General features: G+C 70.5%; 12 protein-coding genes and 1 pseudogene. 6 read left to right on the forward strand and 7 right to left on the reverse strand.

All coding sequences use genetic code 11. The features are described 5' to 3' along the window. Nucleotides 1-61: 61 nt before the first annotated feature. Nucleotides 62-625, reverse strand: a complete 564-nt coding sequence (locus GLX30_RS02960) for a dihydrofolate reductase family protein (RefSeq protein ID WP_159683164.1) — start codon at nt 623-625, stop codon at nt 62-64. Nucleotides 626-869: 244 nt separating this feature from the next. On the opposite strand from GLX30_RS02960, the gene GLX30_RS02965 reads away from it, so the two are divergent. Beyond that, nucleotides 870-2,138, forward strand: coding sequence for a transcriptional regulator (locus GLX30_RS02965; protein ID WP_159683167.1), 1,269 nt, complete (start codon nt 870-872; stop codon nt 2,136-2,138). A gap of 147 nt (nt 2,139-2,285) precedes the next feature. On the opposite strand, the gene GLX30_RS02970 is transcribed toward GLX30_RS02965, so the two are convergent. From GLX30_RS02970 to GLX30_RS02980, 3 genes are all read right to left on the reverse strand, one after another. Continuing rightward, nucleotides 2,286-6,092, reverse strand: a complete 3,807-nt coding sequence (locus tag GLX30_RS02970; protein WP_159683170.1) for a S8 family serine peptidase — start codon at nt 6,090-6,092, stop codon at nt 2,286-2,288. A gap of 276 nt (nt 6,093-6,368) precedes the next feature. Further along, nucleotides 6,369-7,373: a helix-turn-helix transcriptional regulator gene (locus GLX30_RS02975; RefSeq protein ID WP_159683173.1), complete on the reverse strand. Its 1,005-nt coding sequence runs from the start codon at nt 7,371-7,373 to the stop codon at nt 6,369-6,371. An 80-nt stretch (nt 7,374-7,453) separates the two neighbouring features. Further along, nucleotides 7,454-8,050 carry a TetR/AcrR family transcriptional regulator gene (locus GLX30_RS02980; protein WP_159683176.1) on the reverse strand — a complete coding sequence of 199 codons (597 nt, stop codon included), beginning with the start codon at nt 8,048-8,050 and terminating at the stop codon, nt 7,454-7,456. A gap of 77 nt (nt 8,051-8,127) precedes the next feature. Here GLX30_RS02980 and GLX30_RS02985 point away from each other — a divergent pair, with 77 nt between their 5' ends. Next, on the forward strand, nt 8,128-8,904 hold the full coding sequence (locus GLX30_RS02985; protein WP_159683179.1) for a crotonase/enoyl-CoA hydratase family protein: 777 nt from the start codon (nt 8,128-8,130) through the stop codon (nt 8,902-8,904). 79 nt (nt 8,905-8,983) lie between these two features. Here GLX30_RS02985 and GLX30_RS02990 read toward each other — a convergent pair whose 3' ends face one another. Next, the gene (locus GLX30_RS02990; protein WP_159683182.1) at nt 8,984-9,523 is read right to left on the reverse strand and encodes a hypothetical protein; all 540 of its coding nucleotides are present in this window, start codon (nt 9,521-9,523) and stop codon (nt 8,984-8,986) included. A gap of 90 nt (nt 9,524-9,613) precedes the next feature. Continuing rightward, entirely contained in the window at nt 9,614-10,036 is a 423-nt protein-coding gene (locus GLX30_RS02995) for a MarR family transcriptional regulator (RefSeq protein WP_159694827.1), read from the reverse strand. 157 nt (nt 10,037-10,193) lie between these two features. Here GLX30_RS02995 and eno point away from each other — a divergent pair. Next, nucleotides 10,194-11,470: pseudogene (eno, locus tag GLX30_RS03000) on the forward strand (phosphopyruvate hydratase). Nucleotides 11,471-11,718: 248 nt separating this feature from the next. On the opposite strand, the gene GLX30_RS35820 reads toward eno, so the two are convergent. After that, nucleotides 11,719-12,189: a MarR family transcriptional regulator gene (locus tag GLX30_RS35820; RefSeq protein WP_159683185.1), complete on the reverse strand. Its 471-nt coding sequence runs from the start codon at nt 12,187-12,189 to the stop codon at nt 11,719-11,721. Between the two features lie 149 nt (nt 12,190-12,338). On the opposite strand from GLX30_RS35820, the gene GLX30_RS03010 reads away from it, so the two are divergent. From GLX30_RS03010 to GLX30_RS03020, 3 genes are all read left to right on the forward strand, one after another. Continuing rightward, a complete protein-coding gene (locus GLX30_RS03010; RefSeq protein WP_244257977.1) occupies nt 12,339-13,838 on the forward strand; it encodes an MFS transporter in 1,500 nt (499 codons plus the stop codon). A gap of 72 nt (nt 13,839-13,910) precedes the next feature. After that, nucleotides 13,911-14,837, forward strand: coding sequence for an NADP-dependent oxidoreductase (locus tag GLX30_RS03015; RefSeq protein ID WP_159683191.1), 927 nt, complete (start codon nt 13,911-13,913; stop codon nt 14,835-14,837). Between the two features lie 93 nt (nt 14,838-14,930). Next, nucleotides 14,931-15,635, forward strand: coding sequence for a type 1 glutamine amidotransferase domain-containing protein (locus GLX30_RS03020; protein ID WP_159683193.1), 705 nt, complete (start codon nt 14,931-14,933; stop codon nt 15,633-15,635). Nucleotides 15,636-15,709: the final 74 nt, after the last annotated feature.

Raw genomic sequence — 15,709 nt, forward strand, 5'->3', positions numbered from 1 at the left:
GCACCACATGGGGCGAGGAAGTTCACCGACTCGACGCTCCACCGCACAGGTTGCAGATCTGCTAGCGCGTAACGCGGTGGCGGAGGTAGACGAATCTAGAGTGGAAGGTGCGGGTCTCCACGAGTTCGAGGTCCACCCGGCGCTCGTGCTGGGGAAAGAACGGAGTGCCACCGCCGACCAGCACAGGGTGGACCATGGCACGGTACTCGTCGATCAGATCCGATGCGGCCGCCTCGGCGGCGAGAGTCGCGCCGCCGATCGCGATGTCGCCCTCCCCCGGCTCGGCCCGCAACCGCTCGATCTCTTCCGCCAGGCCGCCGGAGAGCAGGCGGGCATGGCCCTGCACCGCCGACAGCGTGGTCGAGAACACCACCTTCGGGAGCGGCTTCCAGAGCGCGGCCCACTCGAGCATCGAGTCGTCGAGCGATGGATCCTGGTCGGCGGTCTCCCAGTACAGCATCGTCTCGTACAGCCGTCGTCCCAACAGGTGGACGTCGACTTCTCGAATCTCGTCGATCCAGAAGCGAAAGACGTCCTCGTCGGGCGCCGTCCAGTTGAAGTCGCCGTCCGGGCCCACGATGTAGCCGTCGAGCGAGACGTTCATCGAGTACGTCACCCTGCGCATCAGAAGTCCTCCTCGGTAATGGCTTCGACACTACGACCGCCGGACGCCGCGGGACTCATCGCGACTCGCGTGATCCCTCAGATCTCCCCAGCCCAGGTGAAGATCATGACGAAGGGGCGGCGATCTTCAACGGTCGAGCACTGGGACCCGGGACGGCATGCCGGGGGCGACCGCCCGGCAGCGTGGCCGGCCGCCCGCAGGGGTAGGGCACACCCGTCGACGGCGGCTGAGGTGGGGGAAACACATGGATCTGGAGCAGTGGCTCGGCCTGGCGGGCCTGGTGTCCGCCGGTGTCGGCGTCTACTACGCACGGGGGGCGCTCGCGCCCGAAAACGTCGGGGAGTCACGGCGGTCCTTCGTCAGCGGACGGAAGGACATGAGCGCACGCTTCGGGGAACTCTCCGAGACGGCCGCCGACATCCACGTACGCGCACGCCCCACGCTGGAGCGGATCGGAACCTCCACCCTGCTGTGGGAACCGGCGATGCGCCCGCCGCGGCCGGTCCCGCTTCGGCAGGTGACGCTCGCCTGGCAGGAGAATCCGCCGCCGGCCGACTCTGCGCTGCTCCGGGCGGCCCAGCGGTCCCTGCCGAAGGAGACCAGGTCACGGCGGTACGAGCGGTACTCCTCGGCCCTGGGCGATCTCGCCCGCCCCGCCCTCTTCGAGGACCGTCCGTCCTTCCGGCTGGTGCGGGCCGACTGGTCGCACGCGGACGGGCCCCGTCTGGATTTCGGCGCCGGCCAGTACTTCGACCTCATCGATCAGAACGAGGCCGTCGCCCATGAACTCGCCGAGGCCACGCGGCGGGAGCCGGGGCGCCTGCCGTTCTGGGGACGGTTGCCCATGCGCGGCCTCCTCGCTGACGATCCCCTGCTGCTCGCGCGGCGGAAGGTGCTCCCGTCCGTCGGCACCCTGACCCTGCGGCGCACCCCCGACGGGCAGGCGTCCTTCTTCCTGCTCAAGAGAGGCAAGGGCAAGGTCGCCACTGGGGAGGAGACGTACGGGCCGCTTCCGGGCGGCATGATCCAGCCGGCCTCCCTGTCGCCCCTCGCGCACCGACGGGACCTGTCGCTGTGGCGCGTCATCATGCGCGAGTACAACGAGGAACTGCTCGGTGCTCCGGAGGCGACCGGCGACACCGGAACCGAGGTCGACTACGGCCGGCCTCCGTACAGCCTGCTCGACGCGGCGCTGGACGACGGTTCGCTGCGGATGTGGTGCTTCGGCATGGCACTGGAACCACTGCACCTCGCCGTGTGCGTGCTGACCGTGGCGGTCTTCGAGGCCCGTACCTTCGACACGGTCTTCGCCGAGGCCGTGGAGGAGAACGACGAAGGCAGTGTCATCAGCGGGCGCCGGGCCGACGGCGCCGTGGTGGGGCTGCCGTTCACCGAGGCCACCGTCGCCGACCTCCCCGCGGAACGCATGTCGTCACCCGCGGCGGGACTCCTGCGACTGGCCCTGCAACACCAGGAGATGCTGCTCGCGCCACCCGGCGGCGCTCCGGGGTGAGCCGGTCCTCCAAACGCGAGGCGAGGCATGCGCAGCCGAGGATCGTCACGGCCCTGAACCTGGCCGCCAAGCCGTGGGACGAGAGCGCCCCGTGCCGGTCCTCTCGAACCGGTACGGGGCGCTCGCGCGGGGGATCCGTTCGCCTGCCTACTTCAGGGCGTAGGCCCGGGTGATGGTCTGGGTGGTGCGGTTGCCGTCCGCGTCCCACGCCTGGGCCCGCAGGGTCACGAATCCATGGGTGGCCGCGAGCTTCGGGTGCCACAGCAGCGCCTGGAAGGAGTTGCTGTCCTTGCGCAGGACCTTGGCCTGCTTCCAGGTGGCGCCGTCGTCGTACGAGACGGAGACCTTGGCGCCGGCCATCGCGGTGGAACCCGTCCACCCCTTGGCCCTCGCGCCGTCCACGGTGAAGGTGAACGGCAGGCCGGCCCGCGCCTGGTTGAGTTCGTTCAGCGGCAGGTCGTAGTCGAGCAGGACCACGGGCATGGGCTCGCAGACCGTGGGGGTGGGAATGAACGCCGTGTCGCAGTTCTTGACGGCCATGGTGGTCGGTGCCGCCTGACTGAAGTTCCACTCCGTGCGGACCTGCTTGCCCAGCTCGACGCCCGGGACGTCGGTGGCCGGCTTCTGGTCGAGCACGTACCGGTAGTCCGCCTTCTCCGGCACCAGCTCGCCGAAGCCGGTGATCGGCTGCCCGTTGCGGTAGAAGCTCCAGGTGCCCGTCATGCCAGACAACGTGTGGGTGGGCTCGTTGTCGCCGCCGCTGCTGCCGGGCAGCTTCTGCCAGACGTCGGTGCGGCAGAACACACACGGCCCGAACTCGTAAGGGGACGGGCGCATCGGTCCGCCGAACCAGCTGCGGGTGTGGGTCTTGCCCGGCGTTTCGAACGTGGTGCGCACATCGGACATCGACCAGGTGGAAGTGTGGAAGTCTGCTGCCACCCTCGGCATGTAGGAGACCCCGTTACCCGCCATGAAGTAGTCGTCGCGGGTGGTGCCCTGGTAGAGGGGCTGACCGTCGCTGATCGCGGTCCACTGCTTCGGACCCCAGGCCGGCAGGTACTCGGCGCCGAGGCGTCGCGCACCGTCGGAGCGGTACGTGTTCCTGACCTTGGCGAAAGCGCCTACGCCAATGGTCTTGGCGAGGTCGGCGGGGACGTGCTCGTCGGTGAATTGCGGCGCGTAGGAGTAGCGCGACTCCAGGACGCCCTTCAGGGTGATCCGGACCGTGCCCTTGGCCACGCGGGCCTTGAGGGCGGCGGCGTTGTCGTACGTGGCGTGGGCGACCGGGACGGTCTGGCCCGCAGGGACGCCGCTGCCGCTGGGGCCCGGGTCCGCGGGCGCCACGATCACCGCGAGCGCCCCGGCGGCCGCGGCCCTGGCGGCCTGGTCGCCGGCCTTCGTGACGTCGGGCACACAGACCAGGACGGTCTTGCCCTTGATGTCGGCGCCGGTGAAGTCCTGCTCGGTGCCCGCGCCGAGGTCGACCAGTTCGGTGCGCTTGGTGCCCTCGAAGCGCTTCGCGAGAACCGAGGTCTTCAGCGGGATGCTGAGATGCGCGCGGCCGGTGACCTCCAGCTGCATCAGCGGCTCGCGCCGGTGGAGCAAGGTCTCCAACCGCAGTGCGCCGGAGGTGGCTTCCGCACTGGGAACGGCACCGAACCTGGTGTCGGACCTGTTGCCGGGCCCGCTGATGCCGACGAAGTTGGAGTGGCTGTTGATCGTGCCGTCGTCGCGGACGATCTGCAGTGCCACCTGGCCGGTGTCCAGCGGCCGCCCCTCACCCGCGATCTTCACTGTGGCGTCGGTGGCGGTGGTGCCGTCGACGGTGAAGCTCTGGTCCCGGTCGGCGACTTCGATGTTCGGCACGGCGAACACGTCCGCCGAGTGGGAGACCGCACCGCCGGTGGGAGCCGCCGAGTAGAACGAGCCCTCGAGGGAGTAGTGGCCGAGCGGCACCGACACCGTGACCGTGCCGGTGCCGTAGAGGGCCCGGCTCTCCCAGACGGTGTTGTCCAGCCCGTGCAGGGTGAACCTGGCCGCTTTGGGGGCCTTGCCGAAGCGGTCGGTGATGTTCAGCGTGACATCGTGCTGCTCGACGGCCCTGGCGAAGCCGAGCGCGGCGTGCACCGACTCGCCGCTCGCGGCGGTCGCGGTGACGGAGCCGCTGTACTGCCCCGTCTTCAGGCCGTTGGGGTCGAGTGTGAGGGTGACCTCGGCGGTGCCGCCGGCCGGGACGGTGAGCCGGCCGTCGGACAGCCCGGTCCCCGACAGGGCCAGGGAGCCCGCGGGAACCTCGGCGCCGCTCGCGTCCTCGGCGACCGCGGCGAGGGTCACGACGGTGTCGGTCGTGGCGTTGTTGCGCAGCGTCAGCGTGCGGGTCCGCTTCTCGTAGGCACCCTTCTGCCAGGGGATCACTCGGAAGTCGGCTGTCCCGGAGAGCTCCAGCGACGGGTCGAGCGCGGCGGGGATGTCCACCCGGCCGTAGCCCTGCTGGTACGAGGTCAGTTCGGCGGAGGGCTTGGCATGGGCCGTCAGCGCTTCCTTGATGCGCTGCCCGGTCCAGTCCGGGTGGCGCTGCTTGAGGATCGCCGCGGCACCGGCAACGTGCGGCGTTGCCATGGAGGTGCCGTTGGCCGCCGTGTAGTTGTCGTCCACCGGCGTGCCCATGGCGGTGCCGGCCGCGCGCGCGGCGACGATGCCCACACCGGGGGCGGTGATCTCCGGTTTGATCGCCATGTCGCCCAGACGCGGGCCGCGGCTGGAGAACGGGGCGATCACGTCGGACTTGTCGACGGCGCCGACGGTGAGGGCCGCGTCGGCGGCACCGGGAGTACCCAGGGTGCTGTCCCCCGGACCGTCGTTGCCCGCGGCGATGACGAACAGGGTGCCCGACGAGGCGCTGAGCGAGTCGACCGCCATGGTCAGCGGGTCCTCACCGGGAGCGTCGGCGCTGCCGAGGCTCATGCTGACGATGTCGGCACCCTGGGCGACCGCCCACTCCATGCCGGCGATGATGCTGGAGACCGGGCCCTGCCCACTGTTGCTGAGCACCTTGCCGACCAGCAGCTCCGTTCCGGGGGCGACGCCCTTGTGCGTACCCCCGGAGTTGGCGCCGCTGCCCGCGATGGTGGCGGCGACATGGGTGCCGTGGCCGTGGCCGTCCTGGACCGACTGGCCGGTGATGAAGCTCTGGCTGGCCGTGATCCCGGCTGCGATGTCGGCGTTGTTCAGGTCCGCGCCGGAGTCAAGGACGGCGACCTTGACCCCCTTGCCGTCGTAGCCCTTCGCCCACGCGTCCGGGGCGCCGATCTGCGGCACGCTCTTGTCCAGGGCGGCCTTCACCTTGCCGTCGTACCAGAGCTTGGCCACCCCGGCGCTGCCGGGCACCACGGTGGTGTCACCGCCGCGGGTCCTGCCCGGCGTCGGCTTGACGGCGCGCCAGAAACCCTTCGTCCCGTCCTTGTCGACGTGGACGGAGGACAGCCCCAGCCTGGGCATGACCCGCTCGCTCCGGCTGCCCGGCAGGTCCTCGGCCTGCTGCTTCAGCGCGGTGGCCGACGGGGTGCCCTGGAAGTCGACGATGGCGGGTATCTCGTCCGCTTCGGCGTCGCCGTATCCGTCCCGGACCATCCGGCTGACGTTGAACAGCTCACGGTCCACCGTGCCCGAGGCGACCGCGGCCGTGGTGTCGTCCGGATGGACGTAGAGGTCGCCGTTCTGTCCGCTGACGGTCTCGAACGTCTTGGACGTCCCCGTGGCGGAGAGGACGGCGATCGCCTGCCTGCCGTCGGGCTCTTTGGTCAGCGAGACTTTGTCGCCGGTGATCAGAGTCACCGCCGCCGTTGTCGCCGCCCGCTTCTGCAGCGTCGGCCGGGTGTCCAGGTCCTGGGGTGCCGGGCTTGTGGATGCTGTCGCGGTGCCGAGCTGGCTCGTCAGTGACAGGGCGACTGTCACCGCGAGCCCGCTGACGAGGGCAGGGCGCCTTCGTCTGAGCCGGGCTCTCTGCATCGGTTGTCCTTTCGCGGGCTCAACGGGTGGCGCTGCGGGGCAACTGATGCCGAAGGGGGACCGACCGAACGTCCGGCCGACTCCGCGCGCCGACCGGAACCTAGCTGTCCGGTTGTGGCGTCCACCAGAGGTGATGTGGCGGATACGCGCCACATGGCGCATGCTCGCCACGCGGGTCCGCCATGTGGGCGCCGAGCGGCCACCGATGCGGCCCGAGCCGCCCTAGCCGTTGCCCGACGGCTGGAGTCCGTCCAGGTCCTGAGCCGTGATCCAGCCGCGTTCGCGGGCCTGCCAGCCCAGCTGCATCCTGCTCGAAGCGCCCGCGAGATGCATCAGGGCGCGTACCCGGCGATTGACCGTCCGCTTGCCGATCCCCGTGAGGCGGGCTATCGCGTCGTCGGTGAGGCCGGACAGGAGCAGGAGCAGCAGATGGGCGTCCGAGCCGGAGAGTTCGCCCCGGTGCACCTCGCCGGGTGAAGGTTCCAAGGGGAGCGCTGTGTCCCACACCAGCTCGAACAGTGCGACGAGGGCGTCGAGGAGGGGACCTTGGTGGATCTGCACGACAGCGCCCGGCGCGCGACCGTCGTCCGTCCGCACCGCCAGCAAGGCGGTGGAGCGGTCGGCAATGATCAGCTTGACCGGCAGCCTTGCGAGCACGCGCGCCTGTTCACCGGCGTCCATGTATCGGCGGATCTCCAACTGCGCCGCGTACCCCTCGATCGCGGCCCGGTCGTACACGGTCCGGAAGCGCACGCCCGCCGCCAGCTGCTCCAACTCGGCGGCGTTGGACTCGTCGATCAGAAGAAAGGGCGGGGCGTCGAAACGCAGAACCTCCCGGCGGGCACTGAGCTGGACCTGCTCACACCTCTGCGACAGCACCTCGGCCGGTACGATTTCGGCGATCTCCTCCAAGGCAGCCGGTCGGTGCGCCTCGCGATACTCCTTGGTGAGCTGCTTCAGGAAGCCCTTGGCGGACTGCAGTTCGTCCATGCGCGCCAGCAGCAGCGTCTCCCCGGCGATGTCCGGCGGGGCAGGGATCAGCTGCGCGGGCAGGTCGTCGGTGAGGGCGACAAGCCCCTTCGCGGCCAGGGCCGCGACCGCCTGGTCGAGCTGGGCCCCGGCCAGGCCGGTCCCCTGCTCCAGCCGGTCCACCGGGCAGCGCCCGGACCCGACCAGTGTCCGGTACACCTGCGACTCGGCCGTGCTCAGGCCCAGAGCCTCCAGCATGTGTGTCCTTCCTCCGGGCTCAACAGGCCCGCGGGCACCGTTTCGTTCCTACTGTCGGGTGTCGGCTGCGGTTCGGCGCCTTACGGCCCGGCGGCCAGGAAGCGCTCCGCCCACAGAAGCAGCAGCTCGTCGTCGAACGCCGTGTCTTCGCGCAGCACGCCGGTCAGGGCGAGACCGCGGTGCAGGACCAGCAGCGATTCACAGAGCATGGCGAAGTCCTCCCGCGCCACGACCTCCGGGCCGAAGATGTCCGCGAGCACAGCGCGTTGGGCGGCTCCGACCTCGCGCTCCGCGGGCAGCAATGCCGCTTTGAGCTCGGGATCGGTGCGGGCGGCCAGCCACAGTTCGAGACCCGCGAGGAAGTACGGGCCCGACATCGCAGCGCGGAGCAGCGCAAGGCCCTTCCGCGGGTTCCCGGAGCCGCGGGTCTCGCGGCGGATGTGCGTGAGGCGTAGCTCGGCGACCCGGTGGATCGCGGCGGCGAGCAGGTCGGCCTTGGAGGCGAAGTGGTGCAGAAGGGCGCCCCGGGAGACGCCTGCCCGCTCCTGAACGCGGTGCGTGCTGGTGCCTGCGAAGCCGTACTCGACCAGACAGTCGATCGTGGCGTCGAGCAGGCGTTGCCGCGTTTCCTCCCGGCGTTGCTCCTGGGTGCGTCGGGTGGCTGGTGCGGCAGGCATGGCGGGAGGCTACGGCAGCCGAAATCAATAAACAAACGGTCTGGACGGACTGTATGTTCGCTGCCTATCGTGCCGCCATGCTCACGTCCGCGGTACGGATCGAGCGCGACGGCCCCGTGTTCACGGTGATCCTCGCGCGTCCCGAGGTGCGCAACGCCGTCGACGGACCGACGGCCGCCCTGCTCGCCGATGCCTTCCGGCAGTTCGAGGCGGACGAGGACGCGGCCGTCGCCGTGCTGTGGGGCGAGGGCGGCACTTTCTGTGCCGGCGCCGATCTCAAGGGCGTGGGTACCGAGCGCGGCAACACGGTGCGGGCCGAGGGCGACGGTCCGATGGGGCCGACCCGGCTACGGCTGGACAAGCCGGTGATCGCCGCGGTCTCCGGCCATGCGGTGGCGGGCGGGTTGGAGTTGGCGATCTGGTGCGACCTGCGGGTCGCCGAGGATGACGCCGTCTTCGGGGTGTTCTGCCGCCGCTGGGGCGTCCCCTTGATCGATGGAGGGACCGTGCGGCTGCCGCGGCTGATCGGCGAGAGCCGCGCCATGGACATGATCCTTACGGGCCGTCCCGTCCCGGCGCGCGAGGCGTACGACATCGGGCTCGCCAACCGCCTCGTCCCGGTCGGTGAGGCGCGCCGGGCAGCTGAACAACTCGCCCGTGAGATCGCCGCTTTCCCGCAGCTCTGTCTGCGTCACGACCGGCTCTCCGCCCGCGAACAGCACGGGCTGACCGAGCGGGAGGCCCTGGCAGCCGAGTACCGGCACGGTATGGTCCCGCTCACCGGCGGCGAGACCCGGTCCGGGGCCGAACGATTCACACGCGGCGCAGGCCGCCACGGCTCGTTCTCCGAGTGAACGGTGGTCCCATGTACCCGTGGGAAGCGGTGCCGAGGTCGACGTTCCGACCAATTCCGCGACTTCCCGCCTCGCGGTGTCAGCTGCGCTCGGCCTTGGTGATGCGCGGTGTCGTCGGGGTGTCGGACTCCCCGGCCTTGCGGCTGGAGACGTACCGCTCGGCCCGCTTGCCGGGACCGACGTCCGGGAAGCCTGCCACCACGGAGTCGACGACTGTCCCGTCACCGGTGACGAAGTCCACCTGGACCGAGTAGAAGGCCGTCTTGTCGGTCGAGTTGTTCACCCTGACCAGACCGGTGCGCAGCCCGTCCGAGCGGGTGGTGGCCACTCCTTGCAGGGACACGTCTCCCGTCGCGTTGCCGCGGCCCTCGACCGTGCTCAGCTCGGCGGACGCGGAGGCCCTGACACTTGCCTCCGCCGCGGACACGGACTCCTCGAGGTCCTTCTGGGTGCGCGGCGTGGCCGTGCTCGTATCCGTCGGGGACGCGGACTCGGTCGCGCCGGGAGGGCTGGTCGTCGTGGCAGCGCCGGACCCCTCGTCACCACCGGAGCCGCAGGCGGCCAGCGAGACGGCGATGAGCGGTGCCAATACTGCGGGCGCGAGGCGGGGGCGGTTCACGGCAGCTCCGTTCTGCGGCTCCGGCTACAAGCCGATAGGGCATTTTGCCCCGAAACGGCGCCTGCTCCCCCCACGACCCGCCGGTATGCCCTAGTGCGCCGCGAGCCTCTCCACCAGCCCGATCCCCCGCGCCAGCAGCTTCCGCTCCTCCACCGTCAATTCGGCCTCGATCGCCCGTGCAAGCCAATCCGCCCTGCGCCCCCGCTCCTCCTCCAGCAGCGCCTGCCCGGCAGAGGAAAGCTCGACCAGGCTCTTGCGGCCGTCCGTCGGATGCGCCCGGCGCGTGATCAGCCCCTGCTCCATGAGCAGTCCGACGGCTCGGGCCATGGACTGCGGGCGCACCCGCTGATCGGCCGCCAGTTCACTGGTCGTCATCGCACCGCTGCGGTCCAGCGCACCGAGAACGGCCACCTGACCCAGCGGCATCTGGTCCTCGAGTTTCACGCGCCGCGTGAGCTTTCCCATTGCGGTGCGCAGTTCGGCCGCGACGGCGGCGGATTCCGGAAGGGGCATACCGAATTTTAACGCAGCACAACTGAACAGCATATCTGCGCAGCAAGCCTGAACAGCACAACTGAACAGCATTGCTGTAGAGTTCTGTGCGCCGGGTCGAGCGCCACCGTCGCCGCCGCTGAACCCCGGCACGCATGCGACAACGGGAAGGACTCCCATGACCGCCATCACTTCCGTCATCGGCCGCCGCGTCCTCGACAGCAGGGGCAACCCCACCGTCGAAGTGGACGTGGAACTGGCGGACGGGTCCATCGGCCGGGCAGCGGTCCCCTCCGGCGCTTCGACCGGCGCCCGCGAGGCCGTCGAACTCCGCGACGGCGACCCGGCCCGCTGGCACGGCAAGGGCGTCGACCAGGCGGTACGCCACGTCAACACGGAGCTCGCAGCCGCCGTCACCGGTCGCGAGGCCGAGGACCAGGCCGGCCTCGACGCCGCTCTCGTCGCCACGGACGGCACCCCCACCAAGGCCAGGCTCGGCGCCAACGCGGTCCTCGGGATCTCCCTGGCCACCGCCAAGGCCGCAGCCGCAGCCCACCGCCTACCGCTCTATCGCTACCTCGGCGGCTCCGACGCCCGGCTGCTGCCCGTACCGATGATGAACATCGTCAACGGGGGCGCGCACGCCGACAATCCCCTGGACTTCCAGGAGTTCATGATCGCCCCATCGGCGCGGAGACCTTCACCGAGGCCGTGCGGATGGGGTCCGAGATCTTCCACACCCTGCGCCGCGACCTTCTCGCCGCCGGGCACTCCACAGGCGTGGGTGACGAGGGCGGCTTCGCACCCGCCCTGCGCACCGCCGAGGAGGCCCTCGACTTCGTGATGACCGCCGTCGAGCGCTCGGGTTACCGGCCGGGCACGGACATCGGCCTGGTCATGGACCCGGCGTCGTCCGAGTTCTTTCGCGAGGGCGCCTACGACTACACCGGGGAAGGAGTGCGGCGCACACCCGCCGAACAGGCCGACTACCTGATCAAGTTGATCGACGCCTACCCCATCGTGTCGATCGAGGACCCGATGGCCGAGGACGACCTGACGGGGTGGCGGGACCTGACCGCACGGGTCGGCGCACGCTGCCAGCTCACCGGTGACGACGTGTTCTGCACGAACGAGACTCTTCTGCGAGAGGGCATCGGCTCGGGCGTCGCCAACTCGGTCCTGGTGAAGGTCAATCAGATCGGCACCCTGACGGAGTCCCTGGCCACCGTCGGGGCCGCCCACCGGGCGGGCTACACCGTCGTCATGTCGCACCGCTCGGGAGAGACGGAGGACACGACGATCGCGGACCTGGCGGTGGCCACGGGCTGCGGCCAGATCAAGACCGGATCCCTGTCCCGCTCCGACCGCACCGCCAAGTACAACCAACTCATCCGCATCGAGGAACAGTTGGGCGACAGTGCCCGGTACGCAGGCGCCGAAGCGCTGGGTCGCTAGGGCCCATCCGGGCGGATCACGCCTCGGCCGCGGGATCTGGCACACCACTTGCGATCAAGAGCACCAGCAGCCGGCTCACACGACAGGCTGCTCCGCACCGCGATTCCGACACGCCCCTGCACATGGGCGCCCCGGCATGCCGGGGCGCCCTCACGTGCGGTGAGGGCGGTGCGTCACAGATCCGCCCGCGGCGGGCGGCACGCGGGACAGCGCGGCCCCTGGCGCGAGGGATGCCCGGCGGTCAGGGGTCAGACCGCCTCGTCGGGGTGCAGACGCCCCAGCAGCTCGTAGAGGCTGCGGCGGCCCTCGTCGTCGAGACGGTTGAAGGCCGCCGAGCTGGCCCGCATGTCGGCGCGGATCACGCGGACGGCCTCCAGGCCCTTGTCCGTCGCGACCACGTTCTTGATCCGCCGGTCGGCCGGGTCGAGGTGCCTGGAGACCAGGCCATGAGCCTCCAGCCGGTCGACGAGCCCGGTGATGTTGGAAGCGTCGCAGGCGAGCAGTCCCGCAAGCGCCCGCATCGGCAGTGGCTGCCGGAGCAGGATGAGCATCTTGGCCTGCGTCATGGTGAGCCCCTGCACCGCGGCCGCCGCAGCCAGGTCCCGGTAGTAGCCGGCAGCAGCTCGCGCCAGGCGCTCCAGGAGCTGGACGTGCGTGGGGTCGCTCCCCTTCGGGTCAGGGGTTTCGGGTGCCGGCTTCGGGGCGGGGGTGCGGGGCATGCCTCCAGTCTAGGTGAAGCTCAATGTTTGACTTCCTCAACCATTGACGTCTACCGTCGTCCGCGTTGCTTGAGTTAGTCAAGCATCTGGCAGTCGCGCCCCTTCTCGGGCTCCGGCACCACCCCAGCCCCGCCCCTGAGAGAGCACCCGTGTCCCGAACCGTTGCCCCGTCGCCCGGCCGACACCGACGAGAGATCGCAGTCGTTCTCGTCCTGAGCCTCGCCGCCATGGTCGTGTCCATGATGCAGACACTCGTGGTCCCGATCCTCGGTCTGATAGGGACCAGCCTCGGCAGCAGTACCGCAGAGGTCAGTTGGGTCACGACCGCGACCCTGCTCTCCGCAGCCGTCTTCACTCCCCTGCTCGGCCGCCTGGGAGACCAGCACGGGAAGAAGCCGACCCTCATCGGCGTGCTGGTGGTGATGATCGCCGGCTCGGTCCTGGCGGCCACGACCGACTCGCTCCTCTGGCTCATCGTCGGCCGGGTTCTCCAGGGAGCCGCCACGGCGATCTTCCCGCTCGCGCTGTCGGTACTGCGCGAGGAGGTCTCCCCCCACCGGCTGCCCGGAGCGATGTCACTGGTCAGCGGCACCCTCGCGTTCGGCAGCGGCTTCGCGCTCGTCACCACCGGCCTGCTGACCCGCGGCGAGAACGCCGACTATCACCCCGTCTTCTGGCTGGCCGCCGGGCTGGCTCTGGTCACACTCCTCGCCGTCGTCCTCCTCGTACCGGCGAGCCGCACCAAGACCGGAGGGCGCACGGACATCCTCGGCGCCCTCACCCTCGGTCTTTTCCTGGTCCTGCTGCTGCTGCCGATCTCCCAGGGCCACGAGTGGGGCTGGACCTCCGCCCGCACCCTGGGCAGCTTCGCCGGAGCGGTCGTCATGGCCGGTGTCTGGTCGTTCACCGAGAGCCGTGTGCGCGAGCCACTGGTCGACATGAAGATGTTCCTCCACCGCCCGGTCCTGTTCAGCAACCTCGCGGGCCTCTTCGTCGGATTCGGGATGTTCGCCCAGTTCCTCGGCGTCTCCTATCTGGCTCAGATACCGCGGGACATCGCGGGCTACGGCTTCGGCGCATCCGTTCTCCGCGCCTCCGTCGAGTACCTGCTGCCCAGCACGATCGCCTCCCTCGTCGCCGCCCAGTTCGGCGGCCTGCTGATCCGCCGGTTCGGCCCACGCCTCACCCTCGCGCTCGGTGCGGTGATCGGCACCGCCGGCTTCGCGTGGCTGGCCACCGCCCACTCCTCGACCCCCTCGGTCATCGGCGCCGGAATGGCTGTCGGAACGGCCATCAGCCTCGGGTACGCCGCGATGCCCGCACTGATCGTCGCGGGAGTACCGCCCCACCAGACCGGCGTCGCCAACGGCATCAACTCCATCTCCCGCTCGGTCGGAAGCTCGATCGGCAGTGCGCTGATCACGACCCTGCTCGCCTCCCGGACCATCGAGAACCTGCCGGCAGGAGTGCCCCCGCTGCCTGCCGAGAGCCAGTTCACCCTGAGCTTCACCATCGCCGGTGTCGCCTTCGCCGCCGTCCTGGCCGTCGCACTGCTCGGCCTGAAGCGGCAGCGGCAGGCGCCCCGTGCGGAACACCGGCCGGCCACCGAGTCGGCCCCAGCGCCGGCTGTCGCCACCGCGTCCGCCTGACGAGCCACCCGATCCGCACCACTGCGGTCCTGCCCCACCGTGAGATCGCACCCCACAGCAAGGAGTACCACCATGAAGGCCATCACCTACCGCGCCTACGGCAGCCCGGACGTCCTGGAATACGGCGACGTCCCGAACCCGAAGCTCGCCCCCGACGCCGTGCTGGTCCGCGTGAAGGCCGCCTCCGTCAACCCGGTCGACTGGAAGATCCAGGCCGGATACCTGGACGGCGTCATGGACACCGTTTTCCCCGTCATCCCCGGTTGGGACGTGGCAGGCGTCGTCGAGGAGGCGGGGGTCGGTGTCACCGAATTCGCCCCGGGCGACGAAGTGATCGGCTACGTCCGGGAGGACTTCGTCTCCCGCGGCACTTTCGCCGAATACGTCGCCGCCCCGGTCCGTACGCTCGCCCGCAAGCCGGCCGGCCTCTCCTTCGAGGAGGCCGCAGGCATCCCGCTGGCAGGTCTCACCGCCTACCAGGCGCTGACCCGCGCACTGAACGTGGGCAGCGGCGACACCGTACTGGTGCACGCCGCGGCGGGTGGGGTCGGCTCCATGGCCGTACAGATCGCCCGAACGCTCGGCGCCCGCGTCATCGGTACGGCGAGCGAGCGCAACCACGACTACCTGCGTGGGCTCGGCGCCGAGCCGGTCACCTACGGCGAGGGCCTCACCGACCGCGTGAAAGCGCTGGCGCCGCAGGGTGTGAACGCCGTGCTCGACCTGATCGGCGGCGAAGCCCTGAAGATCTCCCCCGGGCTGCTCGCCGAAGGCGGCCGCCTGGCCTCCGTCGCCGACGGCGCCGTCCTCGGCCTCGGAGGCCGGTACGTCTTCGTCCGGCCCGACGCCGAGGACCTCGAGGCGCTCACCGTCCTCGCGGAGCGGGGGCAGCTGCGCGTGGACGTGGCCGCGACATTCCCGCTCGATCAGGCCGCTGACGCCCAGCGGCTCAACCAGGAGGGGCACACCCGCGGCAAGGTGATCGTCACCGTCGGCTGAGCCGCCCTGCCCGTACGCCATCGCCGGCCCACCTCTGCCGGACGAAAAGCCCCCACCACCGCGCGACGCGCGCACCTCCCGAAGGAGACAGTCGTGACCGCAGTTCTGTTCGTCGTCACCGGTTCCGACCACTGGACACTCGCCGACGGCACCCTGCACCCCACCGGCTACTGGGCCGAGGAACTCGCCACACCCCACCGGCTGTTGCGCGAAGCCGGGTTCGACGTCACCATCGCCACGCCTGGTGGCGTCGCGCCGACCGTCGATGCCGTCAGCCTCGCCGCCGGGTCCACCGGCGGTACGGAGCAGGCCGACGCCTTCGCCGCGTACCTGGCTTCCATCCGCGCCGACCTGGAGAACCCGCTCAAGCTCGAGGAGGTGGACCTCGACGCGTACGCCGCCGTCCTCTACCCCGGTGGCCACGGCCCCATGGAGGACCTCGCCGTCGACGCCGCCTCCGGCCGCCTCCTCACCGCGGCGCTGGACTCCGGCAAGCCGCTCGCTGTGCTGTGCCACGCCCCCGCGGCCCTGCTCGCCGCCCGGCACGAGGACGGCAGCTGGCCGTTCGCCGGTTACCGCATGACCGGCTTCACCAACACCGAGGAGACCATGGCCGGCTTCGCCGACAAGGCCACATGGCTGCTCCAGGACCGCCTCGAGGAACTCGGCGCCGACTTCCACGCCGCTTCCCCGTTCACCGCACACGTGGTGACGGACCGCAACCTGCACACCGGCCAGAACCCGGCCTCCTCCGAGCAGCTCACCCGGAACATCATCGACATCCTGAACCGCGGCTGATCCCCCTGCCGAACGCCGACGCCGGGGCTGTCCCGCAGCGGCCCGGCGCCCCCGTCCACGTACCGCACCTGTGA

Origin of the sequence: Streptomyces sp. Tu 2975, assembly GCF_009832925.1 — a bacterium.
Taxonomy (GTDB): Bacteria; Actinomycetota; Actinomycetes; order Streptomycetales; family Streptomycetaceae; genus Streptomyces.